The 20,501-nt window shown below is 60.7% G+C and carries 17 protein-coding genes and 1 pseudogene; 9 read left to right on the top strand and 9 right to left on the bottom strand.

Annotated elements, in window-relative coordinates; genetic code table 11:
• Nucleotides 1-25 precede the first annotated feature (25 nt).
• Entirely contained in the window at nt 26-976 is a 951-nt protein-coding gene (locus E4K64_RS03330) for a 3-carboxyethylcatechol 2,3-dioxygenase (protein WP_135162161.1), read from the bottom strand.
• 53 nt (nt 977-1,029) lie between these two features.
• Nucleotides 1,030-2,247: an ABC transporter substrate-binding protein gene (locus E4K64_RS03325; RefSeq protein ID WP_135162160.1), complete on the bottom strand. Its 1,218-nt coding sequence runs from the start codon at nt 2,245-2,247 to the stop codon at nt 1,030-1,032.
• A 116-nt stretch (nt 2,248-2,363) separates the two neighbouring features.
• Here E4K64_RS03325 and E4K64_RS03320 point away from each other — a divergent pair, with 116 nt between their 5' ends.
• Together E4K64_RS03320 and E4K64_RS03310 are read left to right on the top strand one after the other, a co-directional pair.
• A complete protein-coding gene (locus tag E4K64_RS03320) occupies nt 2,364-3,149 on the top strand; it encodes an IclR family transcriptional regulator domain-containing protein (RefSeq protein ID WP_167771787.1) in 786 nt (261 codons plus the stop codon).
• Between the two features lie 728 nt (nt 3,150-3,877).
• On the top strand, nt 3,878-5,737 hold the full coding sequence (locus tag E4K64_RS03310) for an ATP-binding protein (protein WP_235884524.1): 1,860 nt from the start codon (nt 3,878-3,880) through the stop codon (nt 5,735-5,737).
• Between the two features lie 344 nt (nt 5,738-6,081).
• Here the strand turns inward: E4K64_RS03310 and E4K64_RS03305 are convergent, their stop codons facing one another.
• Nucleotides 6,082-6,759, bottom strand: a complete 678-nt coding sequence (locus tag E4K64_RS03305; RefSeq protein ID WP_135162157.1) for a TetR/AcrR family transcriptional regulator — start codon at nt 6,757-6,759, stop codon at nt 6,082-6,084.
• Between the two features lie 147 nt (nt 6,760-6,906).
• On the bottom strand, nt 6,907-9,450 hold the full coding sequence (locus E4K64_RS03300) for a flavin-containing monooxygenase (protein ID WP_209311936.1): 2,544 nt from the start codon (nt 9,448-9,450) through the stop codon (nt 6,907-6,909).
• Between the two features lie 113 nt (nt 9,451-9,563).
• Between E4K64_RS03300 and E4K64_RS03295 the strand changes: the two genes are divergently transcribed.
• On the top strand, nt 9,564-10,811 hold the full coding sequence (locus tag E4K64_RS03295) for a PucR family transcriptional regulator (RefSeq protein ID WP_167771786.1): 1,248 nt from the start codon (nt 9,564-9,566) through the stop codon (nt 10,809-10,811).
• A 253-nt stretch (nt 10,812-11,064) separates the two neighbouring features.
• The gene (locus tag E4K64_RS03285) at nt 11,065-11,418 is read left to right on the top strand and encodes a hypothetical protein (RefSeq protein WP_135162155.1); all 354 of its coding nucleotides are present in this window, start codon (nt 11,065-11,067) and stop codon (nt 11,416-11,418) included.
• Between the two features lie 141 nt (nt 11,419-11,559).
• Here the strand turns inward: E4K64_RS03285 and E4K64_RS03280 are convergent, their stop codons facing one another.
• The 3 genes from E4K64_RS03280 to E4K64_RS03270 form a co-directional block, all read right to left on the bottom strand.
• The gene (locus E4K64_RS03280; protein WP_209311935.1) at nt 11,560-13,263 is read right to left on the bottom strand and encodes a class I adenylate-forming enzyme family protein; all 1,704 of its coding nucleotides are present in this window, start codon (nt 13,261-13,263) and stop codon (nt 11,560-11,562) included.
• A gap of 137 nt (nt 13,264-13,400) precedes the next feature.
• On the bottom strand, nt 13,401-13,691 hold the full coding sequence (catC, locus tag E4K64_RS03275) for a muconolactone Delta-isomerase (RefSeq protein ID WP_135162154.1): 291 nt from the start codon (nt 13,689-13,691) through the stop codon (nt 13,401-13,403).
• 111 nt (nt 13,692-13,802) lie between these two features.
• Nucleotides 13,803-15,380, bottom strand: a complete 1,578-nt coding sequence (locus E4K64_RS03270; RefSeq protein ID WP_235884522.1) for a 4-hydroxyphenylacetate 3-hydroxylase family protein — start codon at nt 15,378-15,380, stop codon at nt 13,803-13,805.
• Between the two features lie 360 nt (nt 15,381-15,740).
• Between E4K64_RS03270 and E4K64_RS03265 the strand changes: the two genes are divergently transcribed.
• The 5 genes from E4K64_RS03265 (at nt 15,741) to E4K64_RS03245 (ending at nt 20,068) form a co-directional block, all read left to right on the top strand.
• Nucleotides 15,741-16,280 carry a nucleotidyl transferase family protein gene (locus E4K64_RS03265; protein WP_235884521.1) on the top strand — a complete coding sequence of 180 codons (540 nt, stop codon included), beginning with the start codon at nt 15,741-15,743 and terminating at the stop codon, nt 16,278-16,280.
• Nucleotides 16,277-16,801 carry a flavin reductase family protein gene (locus E4K64_RS03260; RefSeq protein ID WP_135162153.1) on the top strand — a complete coding sequence of 175 codons (525 nt, stop codon included), beginning with the start codon at nt 16,277-16,279 and terminating at the stop codon, nt 16,799-16,801. Before E4K64_RS03265 ends, E4K64_RS03260 begins: the two co-directional genes overlap by 4 nt.
• Nucleotides 16,802-16,871: 70 nt before the next feature.
• Nucleotides 16,872-17,741 (top strand): dioxygenase family protein, encoded by an 870-nt coding sequence (locus E4K64_RS03255; RefSeq protein WP_135162524.1) that lies wholly within the window; start codon nt 16,872-16,874, stop codon nt 17,739-17,741.
• A 68-nt stretch (nt 17,742-17,809) separates the two neighbouring features.
• Nucleotides 17,810-18,988 (top strand): muconate/chloromuconate family cycloisomerase, encoded by a 1,179-nt coding sequence (locus E4K64_RS03250; protein WP_135162152.1) that lies wholly within the window; start codon nt 17,810-17,812, stop codon nt 18,986-18,988.
• 186 nt (nt 18,989-19,174) lie between these two features.
• Complete coding sequence (locus E4K64_RS03245; protein ID WP_135162523.1) at nt 19,175-20,068, top strand: LysR family transcriptional regulator; 894 nt, start codon at nt 19,175-19,177, stop codon at nt 20,066-20,068.
• A gap of 78 nt (nt 20,069-20,146) precedes the next feature.
• Here E4K64_RS03245 and E4K64_RS41060 read toward each other — a convergent pair whose 3' ends face one another.
• Nucleotides 20,147-20,305, bottom strand: a complete 159-nt coding sequence (locus E4K64_RS41060) for a hypothetical protein (protein WP_235884519.1) — start codon at nt 20,303-20,305, stop codon at nt 20,147-20,149.
• Nucleotides 20,306-20,355: 50 nt separating this feature from the next.
• Nucleotides 20,356-20,481, bottom strand: a pseudogene (locus E4K64_RS41850) (hypothetical protein); the annotation flags it as partial.
• Nucleotides 20,482-20,501: the final 20 nt, after the last annotated feature.

The following is a 20,501-nucleotide window of genomic DNA, read 5'->3' as shown; positions in this document are numbered from 1 at the left end:
TCCGCATTCGCGCGGGGTTAGTCGATCAATGAGCGCCGTCGGCCTGCCTGGCCGCCATCATCGCCATGCCGGCGATCCAGCCCGGAATCGCTTCGTAGAATTCCTGGTCCATCTTGAAGTGACCGCCCGTGGAGAAGGCGCCGAAGGCGGCGACCCATGCGAGGACCTCGTTTGCGCCGCGTCCAGCGACTTCGCAGACCTTGCCGGTATCGAGCGCGTCGGCACGCCAGATCTGGCCGCTACGGAGGATGTCCATGAACTCAGCGTCCCACTTCGGATTAAGCGGCTGGCACGGGCCCTTGCCCGCCTCGGCAAGAACACCTGCCTCGAGCACGCGCTTCTCGCGGGCTTCCTTGGCCTCGGCCGTCGGATTCCGGCCGTTGATCAGCCGCTCGCGGATTTCGGGCGGCGCATCCTTGATCGATGGGAGCGGTGGATCGTGCGAGAGACCGCCGGACGCGGCAAACAGCACCCGCTTGCTGGAGCGCATCGCGAAGCGGCCAACGGATTCACCGAGTTGGCGAGCGCGGCGATAGGTTGGGACCGGCGGCGCGGCGGCGTTCACGAAGATCGGCAAGATCGGGATGGACTTGAAGTCCCCGAACATCGCTTCCCACAACTGGACGAAGCCGTGATCGACAGGCATGCGGTAGGACACCGCGACGTCGAAATCCTCGGCCCGCAGGTGGTCGATGAGTTCGAGCGCCGTCTTCTCCGGAACGTCCAGCGGGCCAGTCCCGCCTCCCCAGTCGCCCAGGGACACGGCTCCCGCTCCGATGCAGAACGAGGGCATCAGGTCGTAGAAGAAGCCGTTGAAGTGATCGGGCGCAAACTGGACGATGTAGTCCGGCGCGAACTCCTTCACGAAGCTTCCTAGACGTCCGAACGCGGTTCGGACGCGTTGCTCGGTCTCATTGCTGGCAGGCCCCTTGTACATCAGGGGAGTATGGGAAGCGCAGACGATGGCGACTGACATGGTCGAATTCCTTCGAACGCCGAGTTGATCTGTCGAACGATGGCCGCGGCGGCCTACTTCTTCACCAGCGGGCATGGACTTTCGGAAAGCGGGCGGTTGACGGATTCTCCAGGCAACGTCTGCACGACGTTGTAGAGGTCCCAATCGCCCTTGTTCTCTCCGGGCTTCTTCACCTGGAGCAGGTACATGTCGTGGATCATCTTGCGATCTGCGCGAATGTAGCCGTCAGCCGCGAAGAAGTCGTGTACCCGCTCCTTTTCCATCTGCTTCATCACGGCCGGTGCGTCGTCGGTGCCCGTCGCCTTGACCGCCTTCAGGTAGTGCGCGACGGACGAATAGACGCCGGCATGGAAGCCGGTCGGCATTTGCTTCGCCTTCGCGAAGAATTTCTCCGCCCAAGCGCGCGTTTCGGGCGTCCGGTCCCAATAGAACGGGGAGACTTCGTAGGCGTCATGCGCGATCTTCAGGCCCACTGCGTGCACGTCCGTCAGCACCGATTGCAGCGGCACGATCTTCGCTTTCGCGCTCAGCCCAAATTCATCGGCCTGCTTCATCGCCGTCACGGTGTCGCCGCTGGAAGCCGCGATCGCGATGACGTTGGCGCCGGCGCTGGAGGCGGTCAGCAGAAAGGATGCAAAGTCGGACGTGTTCGGCGGAAACACGGAGTTGCCCACCACCTGGCCGCCGTTGAGCTTGACTTGCTCTGACGTATCGCGCGTAAGCACATTGCCGTAGGCCTGATCGACGGTCAGGAAGTACCACTTGGTTCCACCCGCCTCGATCACGGACTTGGCTGCGCCCTTTGCGAGATTGTAGGTATCGACCGTCCACTGGACCGTGAGCGGCGAACAGGCCTTGCCGTTGAAGTCCGACGAGGTCGATCCCGAGAGCAGCATGATCTTGCTCTTCTGCGCGGCCATGTTCTGCACGGCGAAGCCGATCGGCGAGCCCTGCATGTCCGCAACGGCATCGACGCCTTCCACGTCGAACCAGCGGCCGGCGATCTGGGACCCGATATCGGGCTTGCCGGAATGGTCGGCCGAGATCACCTCGACGTTCAGGCCGGCGCCGAAGTCTTCGGCGGCCATCTGGGCGGCGACGACCGAGCCCTTGCCGTTCGCCATGGACGTCGGACCGGCGATGTCGGTCAGAACGCCGATCTTGACCTTGCCATCGCTGAGTTTCTGAGTGCCGCCGGCGGTCTGCGCCACCGCTGGCACCGCCAAGGCCAGACACACGGCCGCGGACAAATAAAGGCTTGAATGGACCATCGTTTCCTCCCGTCGCCGCCTGTTTGGGCGTGCGGGCGATGGATTGCCGCCGATTGAACTATGATTCCATCTGAGTCTGTGAAATGTTCGTACTGCGAACACCGCCCGGAGGAATCATGCACCGCAACGTCAGGGCACTTTCCCGAGGGTTGGCGCTGATCAATGAACTCAATGCGAGCGGCCCGTCCAACGTTGTGCAGCTCGCGAAGAGGACCGGTCTGAACCGAACGACCTGCTATCGCTTGCTCGATACGCTGCGCGAAGACGGTTACGTAACTTTTGACGAAACGAACGCTTTGTTCGGTTTGACGCCCCAAGTGCGCACCCTGAGCGAAGGCGTTTCTTCACGCGACCTATCAAGCCAGGCGGCGCTGCCGGCGATGTTCGGCCTGCTCGACGAGGTTTCGTGGCCAAGCGACTTCGGGGTCTTCGAACTCGGCTCGGTCCTCATCCGGGAGAGCACGCATCCCTTCAGCCCCTTCTCGGTTCACCGCTCGATGGTGGGCCGCAGAAGATCCTTGGTCCGGAGCGCCCTAGGCAAGGCCATCCTGGCCGCCTCGACGCCTGCGCTGCGCCGCGAGATGCTCGAGCTGACGGCCTCACTTGTCGAGGAAGACGCAGGCCTGGCGAAAGATCGTCGCTTCATCAACGAAATCCTATCGCAGATGAAGGAGGACGGATACGCCTCGTCGGTCGGTGGATCAGAGGCCGGCATCAGCGCCATCGCGCTCGCCATCCATGCCGGGGGTCCCGTGCTCGGCAGCATCAATCTGATCTTTTTCTCGTCGTCGATGACGCCCGAAGCCGCCGCGAAGAAGTACCTGCCCAGCATGAAGGTCGCAGTTAAAGAAATCGAGAGGCGATGGTCCGCGGCAAACAAAGCCCGGGGGAAGCCGCCTTAGCAGCGCCGCCAGCAAATGCCGACGCCTCCTGCATAGATCCTCGCGCAGCCCCTTGAAAAACGGGCGTCGAAGGTCCTCCCCATGCGACATGCATGGTCAGGCCGTACGTGGCAACCGCTCTACGCGGTCACAAACGCCTATGGACGGCGAAATGCACGCATCCCGCCGCAACCCCTGAGAATGGCTCCTACGCTAAATCAAACTTCAGTGTGCCAAGCTTCTCAATTCGGCTGATGATCCTATCGCCGGCCCTCAGCCAGACCCGCTTCTCCTTTGGCATTCCAATGATCACTCCCTCCGGAGTGCCCGTATTCACTCGAAGACCTAGCGGCGGGCTGCAGGTGCAGCCCGGTTCAATTTGCCCGCAAGTTTCGCGCGCAATACGGTACCTGCTGAAGAAAATAGTGGCCCTGACATGTCGGCACCTCGCGAAAACCGCCTCCCACTAAAGGAGATCGCCCTCGCGAGTGGGTTCTCCGACCAAAGCCATCTTGGCCGGATTTCGAATATTCTGAACACCACACCTGCCCAATATCGCAAGGGTGAAAGCGTTAGGCTCCAAGAGCTGGAGCGAGCTTATTCATGACGAATTGAGAATATAAACCGCTGCCCCATTTACGTGTCTTGCTGGTCGGAGGTGGATTGCCGACCTGGTTCTAAAGTGCTTTACTTCCTAGGCCGGATAGCCGGGAAGGTCTGCAATGAGGTATAGTCAGACCACGAGCTCCTTGGGTTTGCCCGCGCAACTCCTCCTCGGCACTGTTGCGCTGGCAACGCTGAGCTTCGGCGCTTTTTTTCTCAACGTCGACCTGACCTCGACTGCATTTGCCTATTTGATCGTAGTCCTGTTGCTCTCGTTGATGGGCAGCTTGGCGGCGTCGATTGCCGTCATCCTGTCTGTCGTGGGACTGGCCTACTTCTTCAATGCAGCTATCTTGACGTTAGTCATTTTCTCTCTCGCGTCTGTAGTTGCAGTTGGTTTGAACCGATATGTCCTCCAGCAGGACAGGCTGCTTGAGACCGGAGCGAAGGCACAGCGTGGCGAGAAGCAGACCGGAGATGCTCTGCATCAGAGCGAGGCCTACTTGGCTCAAGCTCAGGAGCTGAGCCGGACGGGTAGCTTCGGGTGGAAGGTTGCTAGCGGTGAAATCCTCTGGTCAAGGGAGACCTTTCGAATCTTTCAATGTGATGCGGCGACGAAACCGACGATGCAGTTCGTTCTCCAGCGTACGCATCCAGAAGACCGCGCGGCCGTGCAAAGGATTCTCGAACAGGCTTCTGACGACGAAGAGGACTATGATCACGAATACCGATTGCTGTTGCCGGACGGTTCTGTGAAACATCTCCATTCGTTAGCTCGAGCTGTACGAGACGCATCTGGCAACATCGAATTCGTCGGGGCGGTGACAGATATCACGGCTACAAAAGTGGTGGAGCAGGAGCTTCGCGAGAGCGAGCAGCGCTTCCGCGACTACGCCGAAACGGCTTCCGACTGGTTCTGGGAGTCCGGTCCAGACCACCGGATGACACGCGTAACCGACCCCGCCAATGCGATCGGCATTGTGTCCTCACGCCTGATTGGCCAAGTTCCCTGGGAGTTCGCCGCCGACTTCGAATCGGAACCCGAAAAATGGCGACAATTTCGGGCGACGATTGACGCGCATCTTCCCTTTCGCGACTTCGTCTACCGCACCTCAAATGAGATTGGCGCGTCGTTCTACGTCCAGGCCAGCGGCAAGCCGATTTTCGATGGGAGCGGTAAATTCCTCGGCTACCGCGGCGGCGCCGCCGATGTCTCATCGGCTGTTCGCGCTAAGCAGGCTGAACAGGAGCTGCGCGAGGTAAAGGCTGAGCTCGCACATGTCACGCGGGTGACGACGTTGGGTGAACTGACTGCCTCCATCGCCCACGAAATAAATCAGCCCCTGGCCGGAGTGATCGCAAATGCCGACGCCTGTATCAGATGGCTTCAACACGATCCTCCCGATCTGGAAGCGGCGCGACGCTCGGTAGAATGGATTATCGACGATGGCAAACGGGCGAGTGAAGTGATCCTTCGGGTCCGAGCGCTCGCAAAAAAGACAGATTTTGAGAAGGTCTCGCTCGACGTCAATGACCTTGCAAGGGACACCATAGCGCTAGTTCATCGCGAGCTGAGCAGCCACGCCGTGTCGGTTCGAACGAATCTTGCGCCTAATCTACCCAAAATCTTTCGTGATCGCATCCAACTGCAACAGGTGATGATCAACTTGGTCATGAACGGAATTGATGCTATGGATTCAGTCGAGGACTGTTCGCGCGAGCTAGTGATCCGATCGAGCCAGAACGACAGTGGCCGAGTGGTCGTAGCGGTGACTGATTGCGGCATAGGAATACGCCCCGAAGTCGCCGAGCGCTTGTTCAATCCATTCTTTACCACTAAGTCGGCTGGCCTTGGCATGGGGCTGTCGATCTGCCGTTCGATCGTGGAAGCTCACGGTGGTTGGATATCAGCTTCTGGGAAGGACGGATTTGGCGCAACCTTTGAGGTCGTTCTGCCGTTGCAGCAAGAGGAAGCGTGCGATGGGGTGCCGCGGCTCGTCGCATGAGCCCGCGGGTCTATGACCATCCAGCTGCGATTTTGACGCAAGGCAGCCGAGAGCGGCCAGCCCGTAACAGCGGCTTGAGCGGGGGCTAAATTCTCGCTTTCGAAACACGGGGTAAACCCGACCCATCCCAACTGGATCGGTCAGCATGCACCCTGTTTTCATGCGTGAATTACATAGTCCCCGCTGTTGTTGTTGACCCGCATCAACCCTCGCCGGCGTCGATATATCGCTATCGACCCCGAGGATGGGTGCGCTCATTTGCGGCGAACGTCGCCGTCGGAGAATCTCGAGCTTATTTACACACTGCCGGGCCACTTCTTTTCACAAGCATCTGAGGGAAGTGACTATCGCACAGGCGGTGTCGACCCGGCGCAAACCGGCTCTCTGGAGGCATGGAGCTTATCGCCCGTGCAGTGAGCAATGCTGCCTCCACGAAGTGCTCCAATTGCGAAGTCCATGATCTGCTCTAGATTTGGTCGATGAAAACCTCCCGTCGTAGCGACTAGGCGCGGATCGCAAAACACGGCCGTAGTTACAAGAAGACATCGCCCAATGATTATACTATCTCCACCTTGAAACTGGTGCCGTGCTATCCCTTCCGAGACGATGTCGGCCACGATGGACTCGATCCGCTCAGTGAAGGAACGGCTAACCAACCAGTCCTCTCGTACCGAAATCACCATTAGTTCATGGAGATGTTTTTCGTTGAGGAAGCGATCCGCATGGCGCTTCTCGATAGCCGCCAGCGTCGCCCTTAGTCGCTCGGCGGGAGTACGCGGGGTTACGGAGGCTTCAGTCGCAAGAGCGATCACCTCCGCAAACAACCTGTCTGCAACAGCATCGTTCATCGCTTGCTTCGAGCTGAAGAACCGATAGACGTTTGCCGGCGACATCGAACATTCGCGCGCAATATCGGCCACCGATGTCTTCCTATGACCCATCAGCCGATACAGTCTGGTCGCAGCGTCCAGAATGCGACGGCAGGTAGCAGAATGTTCGGCTGCTAAGTTCTTGTGTTTCATGGCCCTGAAACGCTGGCTATTCCCGCATGCTGTGAATCGCGCATATCATGCTTAGGTGTTCGAGCCTGGGTTGACTCGGGGATTTTCTTCGCATTGACATACTAGCCGGCTAGCGCTGCGGCATCGCTTCCCGTCATCTAAGGTCTACTACGCGGCTTCGGTTATCTGCTCTTTGCAAGTGGCCACAAACTCGCCGATCGACACGTACATTTCTCGAACCCGCGGGATGAACGCACTCATGTTGAACACACCGTGGAAGAGTCCATCGAACCGATGCAACCGGACAGGAACCCCTGCCGAAGCCAGAGCACCGGCATAGTCCTCAGCCTCGTCACGGCTCATATCGAGCTCGAGCGTCAGGACCAGCGCGGGTGCCAGTCCGGCCAGGGAGGAAGCCCGCGAGGGCGCGGCGAGCGCGGTCAGTTCGGCGCCACCGAGGTAAGCGCCCCACATCTTCTCGCCGATGGCCCGAGTAAAGAAGGGTCCATCAGCGAATTCAGTGCGGGATGCCGTGGATGCCTCCGGATCGATCGGAGGATAGATCAGCACCTGCCCCGCCAGCGGAATGCCGGCATCGCGTGCGCGGATCGCGGCGACTGCGGCCAGATTCGCGCCGGCGCTCTCACCCATGACCACGATCCGGCCAGGATCGCCGCCGTATGCGCTAACGTGCTGCCAGACCCAGCTTAGCGCAGCGAATGTATCATCGGTTGCAGCCGGGAACGAATGTTCGGGCGCGAGCCGATAGTGCGCGGAAACGACGATTGCTCCATTTTCGTCGGCGAGCCGTCTGCAGGGAGCGTCGGCCAAATCGAGCGACCCGGAGATCCAGCCACCTCCATGATAGAATACGATCACCGGTAGAGGGCCCGCGCGGTCGGGGATGTAGATTCGCGCGCGAGGCGCCTCGACGGTTTCGACTCGCATTGCGGGTCCTGGCAGCTGCAGCTCCCTCAGGGACTCGGCCACCGCTCGTACTTCATCCAGATTGAGCTCATCAAGAGGCTTCATCCCGCGGGCCAGCATTGAGCCCAGGAGGAGCGCCGCGGCGGGATCGAGTCTGACCATTGGGGGAATAGGCGCCGAGACACGGTCAAGGGCAAATCCGCCATAGCCCACATGCGCGATCTCGGCACAGATCGCCCGGTACAAGGGCGCGCCACCCGCAAAGAAATACGCCGCCCTCGCCTTGCCCGGGATGTTCTCGCCCATGTACCAGGAGCCCTTGGAATGCGGGATGACGGTCAGGTTGAGAATGCCTTCGCACAGGCGGCCCCAGGCTTCTTCAGCCTCGTAAGTTGCCTCAAATGTCGCGGTCTTATCCGCTATGGCGCGAGCGAGAGCCGCAGCAACAAAGTTGACGTTGTCCTCGGTCGCCAATGGAACGTTATAGAGCGCGACCGCACTCTTCGGGCCGTTGATGACGAACAGATTTGGAAATCCGGCGATCTGGACACCCAGATAGCTCGTGGGGCCGTTCGCCCATCTGTCTTCGAGCTTCAGACCATCGCGCCCCCTCAGCCCGAGATTCAACAGCGGCCGTGTGAAGACATCGAATCCAGTTGCGAGGATGATCACATCGAATTCGTAGGATTTCGACGACGTGCGGACACCGGTTGGCGTGATCGCCTCTATCGGCGCGGAGCGCACGTCGACAAGATGAACATGCGGGAGGTTGTAGGCCTCGTAATAACCGGTCTCGAACGGCGGACGCTTCGACGCGTAGGGATGGTCCGTAGGACAAAGCAACGCTGCCGTCGCAGGATCCTTCACACGCACACGGATACGTTCGCGGATATATTCTGCGATCGTTTCGTTGGCCTGTTGGTTGAAAATCACATCGCTGAATGTCGAGACGAGCAGGCGAAACCCGCCGCGGTCCCAATACTTGTCGCAGATCCTGCGCCGCTCATCCGGCGTCGCTGCAAGTGCAGGACCGCTGGGCGGGTCGTAGGGCACGCCGATCATATGTTGGCGCGAGCCCGCTCGCAGCTCGGCGTGATGCTCTGCATTCCATCGCCGTTGCGCCAGATCGACGGCTTCATTGCCGAGGGGAGCGGCGAAATTGGGCGTCCGCTGAAACACGGTCAGCTCCGCCGCTTCGTTCGCAATCTCCTGGATAACCTGGATGCCTGTCGAGCCCGTGCCGATCACCGCAACCCGCTTGCCAGTGAGGTCCACGGGCTCGTGCGGCCAACTACTCGTCCGGTAGAGTTCGCCCCTGAATGTCTCTGAACCCGGAAACTCCGGCTCTTTCGCGACAGAAAGGCCGCCGACACAAGACACCACAAAGCGTGCCGTGCAGGTGGCTCCGTCATCGGTGCAGATTATCCAACGCGCGGCCTTGTCATCCCACGTTGTCGACGTCACGCGCGTATTGAAACGAAATGCGCGGCGGACATCCAGCTTGTCAGCTACCCATTCCAGATAGGCCAAGATTTCCGGCTGCCCGGCAAAGCGCTCCGACCACTCCCATTCGCGCTGTATCTCTTCGGAAAAGGAGTAGCTGTAGTGGATCGATTCGAAATCGCAGCGGGCACCGGGATACCGGTTCCACCACCATGTACCGCCCACTCCTCCGGCCGCCTCGAAGGCTTGAACATCCAGCCCAAGCTCGTCGCGCATTTTGTGCACTGCGTACAAACCGGCAAAACCTGCGCCGACCACAACGACATCGTAATGCGATCCCATCAGCGTATCCTCCATCTGAAGCGGCCCCAGGTTTTCCTGCGTTGCCAGCACAGAGCTTGGACCCGACCGACATCGGCTGTCTTCGGCTAAACGCTCAAATTTCTGGAGCAAAATTGACCATTTGGCGATATGCTCGACCTATGGCACGTTCTTCGGAAAAATTGATCCTCGCAACCGTTCGCCGTATCGCCACGGCGTTGGTGCCCGAATTGCCCTCGATTGGTGACGGGACCCTTTCCCACATTCTGGCGGCGATGCCAGAAATCCCCCAGGGCGGCATGATCGACCTCGCGCGGGCGAGCTGCCACGCCAACAGCAAGGCGATTTTGCACGCGCTAATCAATTCAGTCCCATTCGAACAGATCGCTCCCCCCGCCGAAGTGGTGCAGTCCACGCGCGCCATGGTCCAGCACAACTTCAGCTATGACGCAATTATGCGGGCTTACCGAGTGGGACTGATCTATTGGTGCAAGCGCTGGTCCGATGCTGTCGAGCAGCATTGCCGCGATACGTCTACTGCCGTCTCGGTTGTTAGTTATGGGACGACATTCTTGATCGGCTGGTTAGATCTGATCACTCACCGGCTGAGTGCCGAGTATAGAGATGAAGCCGAGCGCGTTGCGCGGGAGGGCTCGCTGGCGTGGGCGGCCTTCGTCCAGCGTGTTTTGGCCGAAGACGATGTCAATATGCGCGATGCAGGCCTGCGCCTGAGCTATAACCTTGCAGGGCATCATGTTGCGCTCGTTTTGCACCGACATCAAAGCGGGGATCAAACGCCTCTCGATTCGACCGCACATGAAATTGCCGGCTCGTTGAGCCAAGCAAAGCCACTGCTAGTCCGTCCCGACATCGACACGGTTTGGTGCTGGATCCCAGCACAAGTCGGGCGTGAAGCTCGTCCACCGCAAGCTGCGGTACTTGTCGGTCAGGGTCGGCCAGCCGTCGGGATCATCGGATTCCGCCGCAGCCACAGAGAAGCCTGCGACGCACTTCGAGTCGCACGTCTTGCAGGTTATCCTGCCGGGACCGTGACTCACTTTGACCACGTGGAGCTTGCAGCTCTTTGCGGGAGCGATCCCGCGTACTGCCGCGCGTTCATAGCCGACAAGCTTGGGCCTTTGGCAGACGAGACAATCGAAGCACGTCGCTTGCGGGCCACACTCAAAGGATTCTTTGATGCCAACAGCAATCTCCGCGCAGCCGGCGCCTGCCTCGGCCTCCATCACAATACGATTCGCTATCGTCTCGATCGCGCGGAGACACTCCTTGGACGTCCGCTCAAGCAAAATCGATTGCATCTTGAACTCGCCCTCCACCTAGCGGACCGGCTTGCCGCGCCCCAACCGGCGCCAAGGGCTTGAATCTGGCCGCGCACGTCCTCGCTCGGGCGCTGGCGTCGTACTACGATAATCGGTCGACCGACTTTTTGGATGCCTATTGGCGCACCGCGCCTCGGCGCGTGTGGCGCGCTCAGCACTTCTCCTGGTGGATGACGTCGATGCTCCACCGATTCCATGAGGGGACCGAGTTCGACCTGAAGCGCCAACTTGCAGAGCTTGAGCTCGTGGCCTCGTCTCGCGCCGCCGCGACAACCAAGCTTCGGTGCAGCGCGCCATGCGCCTCGCCAGAGAACGGCATGCCAAGCGTGTGGTCGATCTCAAGATCCGTCGAATGATCAAAAGTTATCCGCTCGAGATCCGCGGATATTTGTATGCAGCCATTCGCTGGAGCAGAACTCCCGATGCCGCCGCTGGGGACGAGCGCAACCGTTTCGCCTGTGACGGCGCTTGGCGCGGCGACCCAATCAGCCGCCCGATCAACCCACTTGGAAGGTACGAAGCTCCGCAATTTGAAGTAACGTATGGCTCGGCTGGCCTGTCTCACATACGGTCACGGAAAACTCATCAACGATCTCAATCCATCGCGGATATTTCCAAGGCCCAACCGTCGCTTTCACGTGATTCTTGAGAGCGAGCTCCAGCCGTGGGCGCGACGTCGATGAACGCGATCTTGTCACCTCTGCCAAGCTCAACGTTGCGGTCGACCCATGCCACGGCGTTGTAGGAAGTCGCGTGACCAGCGTCGGCTTTGTCAAAATGACTGTGCATCTCATCCAATCTTCGGTGCCGGCGCGGCTTGGCCGGCGCTGAACGCATCCCGCAACGCCCTGCGCAATATCTTGCCGCTCGAGTTCTTCGGCAGCTCTTCCACGATCTCGATTATCCGCGGATATTTGTATGCGGCCATTCGCTGGCGGCAGAACTCCTGCAGTTCGTCCATCGTGGCGTGCTGGCCGTGCTTGAGGCTAATGACCGCCCTCACGGTCTCGCCGCGGTAGGAGTCGGGGGCGCCGACCACAGCGACCTCGCGGACCGCGGGATGAGTATAGAGCACGTCTTCCACCTCTCGCGGCCAGACCTTGTACCCGCCCGCGTTGATCATGTCCTTCTTGCGATCTACGAGGTAGAACCAACCATTCGCATCCATAAAACCAATGTCTCCGCTGCGCAGCCCATCCGGCTGCATCGTCTTTGCGGTATCCTCCGGATTGTTCCAGTATCCAGCGGACAATGATGACCCGTTGATGATGATCTCCCCTTGCTCGCCGATGGCAGCGGGAGCGCCGTTCTCGTCGGCGATCCAGGCCTGTGTATGCGGCGTCGGAACACCGATGGACAGTGTTCCCGTCAATTCGTCGATCGGTGCCTCGCGATCCGCAGGCACAAGAATGACCGGCCCATTGGTCTCGGTCATGCCATAGCCGTGATAGATGTAGTGCCCAAACTTGGCCTTGAAGTCCCTCAGCACCTGCGCAGGAACCGGTGCGCCTCCCGAACATATCGTAGTGAGGCTCTTCAACTGGTCGGCGCGCACGGTGCCTTCGTTCAACATGGCCATCAGAGCCGTGATGGCGCAAAACGCGACGCCAGCGCCATGCTCCTCTATCGCGTCCGCAGTCACATTGGGATGAAAGCGATAGGTCAAGATGAGTGGCGCCGCGCGAACGAGCGCCAGCGCGAGACCTGCGATCAATCCCGTGATATGAAAAAGTGGAGCGACGCCAAGGACCGGTGTGCCCGTTTCGACATGCATCCAGCGTGCAATGCTTTCCGCCGTTATCACGGCACCGCCATGCGTGTTCATCGAGCCCTTGGGAACGCCTGTCGTTCCGGAGGTGTAAACCAACATGGCTAGGTCGGATGCCGCAGGTTCAATGATCGTAGCGGATCGTCCCTTTCTGGCTTCGATAAGCTGAATCAAATTCGACGCTACCTTCCCCCTGGACAGGCCGCCGAGTATGCGACGATCGTTCCGCGATTGAAAATCGAACGCAGATGTCGTGAAGAGTGCGGGCAACGTGCGCTGGAGGCCACTGACGGCATCGCGATATAGCTCGTCTTGGCAGACAAGTGCCTTGGGCAGGCTGTCATCGAGGATAAGCGCCAGTTCGCGGGCGGTGTTCATCGGATTGACGGTGACAACGATCCCGCCCAGCTTCCAGGCCGCGAGCGCAGCGATGACAAACGCAGGAGTATTTTGAAGATATAGCGCGAGCCGGTCACCTTGACCGAAGCCTTCGTCCGCGAGTGCCGTTGCAAACGCATCACTCGATGCGTCGAGTTCGGCGTAGGAGATTTTCTGATCGAAATAGATGACAGCGGGCTGCGCCGCTGCTGACCGAACCGACTTCTTGAAGATCGAGACGATATTCGAGGCTTTTGGCACTCCGCCTTCCTGGTTAGCTTCATAGAGGGCCCGCCACGGCCGTGCGGCGTAGGGGCTCAGTTCGTCCAGATGGCTTTTAGTCGACATTTTCGAGCCCTTATTCCGAACCTTCTCGGAGTGGTTGCAATTCGCTATTTGACCATACCTCTTATGCCAGACGAGCCCACCTCAGACAAAAAATGCAACTGTAATGTTAGTTTGGAGCAACGGCGCCGGCAGCGCTGCTAACGGTCGTCGTCCCGGATCGACGACGGGTGCCGGCACAGCGGCGCGACCCGAATCTCCATGAATGGAAACAGCGGCAGGCTGCACAGGATGTCGTGCAATTCTTGCGCGCCCGAGACGTCGAATATGCTGACATTGGCGTAGCGTCCGGCCACCCGCCACAAATGGCGCCAGGCCCCTGTGCGCTGCAGCTCCACGGCGCGGACACGCTCCGCCTGCTTCAGCGCGTCGGCTCGCTCAGTCGGCAGATCGTGCGGGATCCGCACCTCCATTTCGACGTGAAACAGCATGACGATGAACTCTTTCTGCAAGGTTGAAGCGACCGCGCGAAAACGGCGTGGAGCCGCGGCGCGATCGCGGCGGCTCCCTTAATCGTCTTTACCAGCTCGTCCGCCTTGTCTTCAGCCCTGCACCAGTCCGCGGCTGACGAGGTTGATGTCATCGGGATTAACCAGATCCTTCGCCGTCCAACCGGAGACGTCGTAGTCGCTCATGCATTTGCGCACGAAATCCTGCATGGCGCCGAGGTCGCCGGTGGCGGCCGCGGCGTTCAGCGTCTCGACCCGCAGGTTCTCGTAGTTGCCGGCATAGTTGCGCTCGTAGAGCTCGTGCCTGCCACCGAATTCGGAGCCGACCGCGTCCCACAGCAGCTTGAGCAGCTTGATCCGGTCGATGGCGGCATAACCGTTGGAGCCGCGCACGAAGCGGTCGAGATAGGGCCGGATCGCATCGCTCTCCAGATCGGCCGAGCTCGACGGCAGATAGATCAGGCCGCTCGCGACATGGCGCTCGATCAATTCCTTGATCCGCGGATAGGCCATCGGCGCGAACACACGATAGGCCAGCCCGTAGTTTAGGTTGGGCAAATTGTAGCCCTCGGTGCCCTGCCAGGCGATCGGCGATTTCACCATCGCGTCCGCAATGCCGTGGAACAGATTGCGCCAGGCGATCACCTCGCCCACAGCGGTCTGCACGCCGCGGAAGTCCTTGGAGCCGGTCGCCTCTACGGCCATCGAAAACAGGCCGGCGATGAAGTCGAGCTTCACGGCCAGCCGCGTCACGCCGTGCAGCGTGAACCGCGGGATGAAACCGGACGCCGGGAAGAACTGGTTGATCTTGTCGACGTCGCCATAGATGAAGACGTTTTCCCAGGGCACCAGCACCTTGTCGAACACGAGGATTGAGTCGTTTTCATCGAAGCGGCTCGACAGCGGGTAGTCGAACGGCGAGCCGGTCGCCGCCGCCGTGAATTCGTAGGACGAGCGGGCGATCAACTTGATGCCCTTGGCATCCATCGGCGCCGTGAAGATCAGCGCGAACGACTTGTCCTTGATCGGGATGCCGTAGTGAGCGATGAAGTTGTAGTGCGTCAGGGCCGAGCCGGTTGCGACCACCTTCGCCCCGGAGACGATCAGGCCGGCGTCAGTCTCCTTCTCGACATGCATGAAGACGTCGCGCACCTCCTCGATCGCCCGATCACGATCGATTGGAGGGTTGACGATGGCGTGATTCCAGAAGTCGAGCCGTTCCTGGGTCCGGGCATACCACTTCCTGGCGTTGCCGGCGTAGTCGCCATAGAAGCTCGAATTCGCACCCAGCGTGCCAAGGAACGATGCCTTGTAATCAGGTGAACGGCCCATCCAGCCGAACGCAACCTTCTGGAGTTCGGCGATCGCGTCGCGGCCCTTGATCAGATCGTCGGCCGTCTTCGAGCCGAGGAAGAACGGATGAGTTAATTGTCCCGAGCCGGTATCGGTCAGGACGCCGATCTGATCCTTCTTCTCGTGAAAACGGTCGTACCAGCGCGCCACCATCCGCGCCGAATTGCGAAACGCGGGATGCTGTGTGACGTTCTTGACGCGCTCGCCGTAGATGTAGATTTCTCTTCCGTCCTGGATGCTGTCCAGGAATTCCGCGCCGGTATAGACGCTGGTAGTCGACGCAGGCATGTCGGCTCGCAGGGCGGCTGCTGTAGTCATGGACACTTCTCCTCCGTTTGTGTCGTTGGACCGGCGGCGTTGCAGCACCGGCCTGGGACCAATCCCGTCACGCTCTCGGTCGGCGCGACATCGGAGGAAACGCTATGCGCTCACGAGGAGCGGCGAAAGGTATCAAACCATACCGCGCGGACCGGCCCAAGTCGGGCTATGACTCGATCGCACGGACCGGACGGCAATGATCGTCCGGCCAACGCAACGCCGCAGGCGACGGAGCAGTCGCGCAGCACGGCAAGGAAGCGAAAACCGGAGCGAGCCATGGCCACGGGTTTAGGCAAGAATTTCGACAGCAGCGCTGTCGCTTTCCATCGTGATGGAGAACTGGCCCTCGACGCCTGCGTCGTGACGATCGGCGCGTTCGACGGCGTCCACCGCGGCCATCAGGAGCTACTCCGGCAGACAATTGCGGCAGCGCAACGCCGCGGCGTTGCCGCCGTGGTCTACACCTTCGATCCGCCGCCAAAGGTGTACTTTGGCCAGGCCGAGCCGTTGATATCGCTGCGCGAAAAGCTCAAGCGCATCGCAACATTTGCGCCGGACCATATCATCGTCGCCGACTTCAACCGGATCTATGTGCGGCGCACAGCGGCGGATTTCCTCGCCGAGCTGCGGCGGCTGCAGCCGCGTGAAGTGGTCGTCGGCGAGGATTTCCGCTTCGGGTCCTGCAAGGGCGGCACGGCGTTGCTGTTGCGGCAACACTTCAACACCCGCATCCTGCCACCGGTGCGCTGCGGCAATGGCGAGATCGTCTCCAGCAGCCGGATCCGGAGCTTGCGGCGATCCGGACTTGCTGCGGCGGCGGCGACGCTGGAAAACTGGCGAGACATCGCGCCCTCGGCTAATCGATCTGGTTTGGCCCAACCTGAGGCCGCAAGCCAATGACCGCGATCGATCCGCGCGAGCTGCGCAATGCCTGTGGCCAGTTCGGCACCGGTGTCACCATCATCACGACGCATTGCGAGGGCCGCGACCATGGCATGACGGCCAACGCCTTCATGTCGGTCTCGCTCGATCCGCCGCTGGTCGCCATCTCGATCGCTAAAAGCGCGAAGATGCTTCGCAACATCCATAACACAGGCCGCTTCGCTGTCAGCGTCCTCGCCGAGGGGATGGAGGATTTCGCGTGGCATTTCGCCGGCAAGCCGAGGCTCGACCTTTGCGACATCTTCGAACGGCGCAACGAGCTACCCGTGATCGCCAACGCGGCAGCCTATTTCGTGACCGATCTCGCCGACGAGATCGTCGCCGGGGACCACACCATCTTCCTCGGCCGCGTCCGCGAGATGGCGCTGGAGCCCAGCAAGAAGCCGCTACTGTTCTTCCGCGGCCGCTTTGGCGGCCTTGCCGACCCGCACCCTGCGCCCGCGATGCTGGAGAATGCTGCTTACGAATTTGTGTGGTGAAGCCGCCAACCGATATTCCCGAAAACGGGATGCAAGTTTGATCAAACTGCAAGAAGAGGAGGAAATGACCATGCTGAACGTCACCAAGGACACCATCACCGACCACGTGATCGCCGCGCTCGCGAAGGACATTCCGGATCGTAACCGTCAGATCATGACGAGCCTGATCCGCCACATGCATGATTTCTGCAAGGAGGTCGACCTGACCTTCGCCGAGTGGTTCGCGGCCTGCGAATTCCTGCGGCGCGCCGGCGACATTTCGGACGAGAAGCGCAACGAGTTCATCCTGATCGCTGATATCCTCGGCGTCGAGGTGCTGGTCGATATGCTCGACCACCGGGTCACCGACGGCGAGAGCGAGTCCACCGTGCTTGGGCCGTTCTACCGGGAAAACCCGCCGGTACTGCCCAAGGGCGCCTCCATCATCAAGAAGACGTTCGACAACGCGCAGACTGTCAAGGTCAGCGGGTGCATCAGCGACACCGCAGGGCGGCCGATCGAGGGCGTCACCATCGACGTCTGGGAAGACGCGCCGAATGGGCTCTACGATCTGCAGGATCCGGAGCAGCCGGCCTACAATCTGCGCGGCCGGTTCACCACCGACGCCAAAGGCGAATACGCGTTCGTTGCGCTCCGCCCCGAGCCCTATCCGATCCCCTATGACGGCGCGGGCGGCGAGCTCCTGAAGTACATGGGCCACCATCCCTGGCGCCCGGGCCACATCCACTTCATGCTCTCGAAGGACGGCTATCAATCGCTGATCTCGCAGATCTACGATTCCGAGACCAAGTATCTCGACAACGACTCGGTGTTCGCCGTGAAGCAGAGCCTGATCGGCAAGTTCAACAAGGCGCCGGCCGGTGCCGACACCGATCTGGTTCTCAACTTCGACTTCAAGCTCAAGAAGGCGGCCGTCGAACGGCTCGTCGCTGCAGAGTAATACCCGTAATGTTCTGCCAGGCCCCACCGGCCTGGCAGGACTCATTCTGAACTGACCTGCGAGGATATATGAGTCGTGCCGTGATCGAAGTCGCCGAGCCTGTGGAGCGAGTGCAGGCTCACACAAAGGACACCGCGATCCGCAGCATCCGCGCCACCATCGTGGAGGCGCCGACCCGTCGTCGGCACAAGCTCTCGAACACGGAAGTCACGCATCAGGGCTACGTGCTGGTGCGCGTCCTGCTTGACAACGGCGTGACGGGCATCGGCGAAGCCTCGACGCTCGGCGGACCGCGCTGGGCCGAGGAGAGCGTGGAGTCGATCAAGGCTGCGGTCACGAATTATCTGGGGCCGGCGCTGCTCGGGCAGTCTGCCCTCGCCTTCGAGGCCAATGCGCTCCGCATGGGCAAAGCCGCGACCCGCAATTTCGCGGCCAAGGGCGCGATCGAGTCCGCCCTGCTCGACGCCGCGGGCAAGACACTCGGCCTGCCCGCCAGCGCCTTGCTCGGTGGAGCAGTACACGAACGCATCGAGGTGACCTGGGCGTTGGCCTCGGGCGACAGCGACCAGGAGGTCGAGGAGGCTAGGGAGAAGCTCCGGCGCCGCGAACACCGCCAGTTCAAGATCAAGTTCGGCTTCAACCGGCCACAAGCCGATCTGAAGCGGCTGCAGGCGCTGCGCGCCGGCCTCGGCGACGAGGTCCGCCTGATCGTCGATGTTAACCAGGGCTGGACCGAGGCCGAATGCATCCGCTTCATGCCCGCGCTGGAGGAATTGGATGTTGCCCTGATCGAACAACCGGTGTCGGCGCTACAGCTGGAGGCCATGGCGCGCGTCGCGGCCCGCACGTCCATCCCGCTGCTGGTCGACGAAGCGGCCTTCACCAAGGAAGAGATCGCCCGCGCAGGCACGATGGCCTGCGGCAGCGTCTACTCGCTGAAGCTCGTGAAGAGCGGCGGCCTGTTTGAGATGAAGGGCGCCGCTGCGGTCGCCCGCGCGCACGGCCTCGAGCTCTATGGCGGCTGCCTGCTGGAGAGCAGCATCGGCGCAGCTGCGCATCTCGCCGCATTCGCCACCCTGCCCAAGCTCGAATGGGGCACCGAGCATTTCGGTCCGCGGATCCTCGTGGAGGACTTGGTCGTCAACCCGATCAGATTCGAGGAGTTCGAGATCTGCGTTCCCGACGGTCCCGGTCTCGGCGTCGAGGTCGACGAGGACAAGATCCGGGCCTTCGCCCGGAAGGACTAGGCAGGCGGCGTCGTTCCCGCGGACGATTGACAATCCGAGGACCTACGCCCAGTCTTTACGCTGGAACCATCGTCTCGATCGTGCGCTGATGACCACGCGATACCAAACCCGGCGGGACCTCCAGGCCGCTTCCGCGGAAGCGCGCGAACAAGCGTCCGGCTGACCGTGACCGACCGCGACGACGTCATGGATCTCAGGCGACTGGTCTATTTCGTTGCCGTCGCCGAGGAACTGCATTTCGGCCGTGCCGCCTCGCGGCTCGCGATCGCGCAGCCGCCGCTCAGCCGGCAGATCGCGCAACTCGAGAGCGATCTCGGCGTCATGCTGATCGACCGGAGCCGAAGCCAGATCCGGCTGACCCAGGCCGGCAGCGTGCTTTTGGAGCGTGCGCGCGACGTGCTGGAGCGACTCGACCGAACGCATCGCGAGATCAAGCGGATCGGAGAAGGTTTTTCGGGACATCTGCGCGTCGCCTTCGTCGGATCGGCGACCTATGGCGTGCTGCCCAATGTGATCAAGGCGTTTCGCTCCGCCTATCCCGACGTCGAACTCGCGCTGTCGGCGATGAACAACGCCGAGCAGAAGCGCGCGGTGATCCAGCGCGAGATCGATATCGCCATCGCCCGCCCCTCGCTCGACGACGAGGAGTTGAAGTCGGAGCTGCTGCTGCAGGAGCCGTTGATCCTCGCGCTGTCCGACACCTCGCCTTTGCTCGAACAGCGGGTCACCAGGTTGTCGGCGCTGAAGGCCGAGACATTCATCCTCTACCCGCGCAAGCCGCGCCCGAGCTTCGCCGACCACATCCTTAACATATGCCTCAAAGATGGCTTCATTCCAAAATCGCAGGTGCTGGCCCAGGACTATCAGACCGCGATCAGCCTGGTCTCGGTCGGCGTCGGCATCGCGCTGGTGCCGAAATCGGTCTCGGAGGCGGAACGCCCCGGCGTCGCCTACCGCGCCTATGAGGGATATAATCCAGGGACCGCGCTGTCGCTGAACTACCGGCGCGACAACCGGATGCCGCATTTGTTCAATTTCCTGAAGATCGCCCAAAAGGTTACGCGTCGTGAACGGGGATAGGCGTGTCCACGGCCTTCAATTCCAGCGATCGATGATCAGGCAAAGACGGCGACAGGATTTCGCGAAGTGAAATTGCTGCTATAACGCCGCACGCTTGTCTCGCGCTCGCAGAGCTTCGACCAGCGCAGCATGCTCCTTATTGAATTGAGTCCAATCGATCGGCAGCTGGATCCGAGTGACGCTGACGATAGTAAAGCGATCAAAACGATCGACAAATCGATTTGTCGCTTCAGCCAAACACGGTTCCCACTTATCAGCGCCAGCGTCGAGTGAAATTTCCTATTCAAAATCACCCAAGGACGAACCGCCATCCGAGCATTGTTGGTCAAATGTCTCTTAAGTTCGTCAATTTGATCGTCGCTTGCATGATCAACAACTCTCGAAACGCAAGCTCGCTCGAAGAGATGACGCATTTCGTACAACTCTTCGGCCT

The sequence above is a fragment of the Bradyrhizobium frederickii genome (assembly GCF_004570865.1).
GTDB classification, from domain to species: Bacteria; Pseudomonadota; Alphaproteobacteria; order Rhizobiales; family Xanthobacteraceae; genus Bradyrhizobium; species Bradyrhizobium frederickii.
Note: the sequence above shows the minus strand (reverse complement) of the source record. Positions and strands in the feature narration are given on the sequence as shown.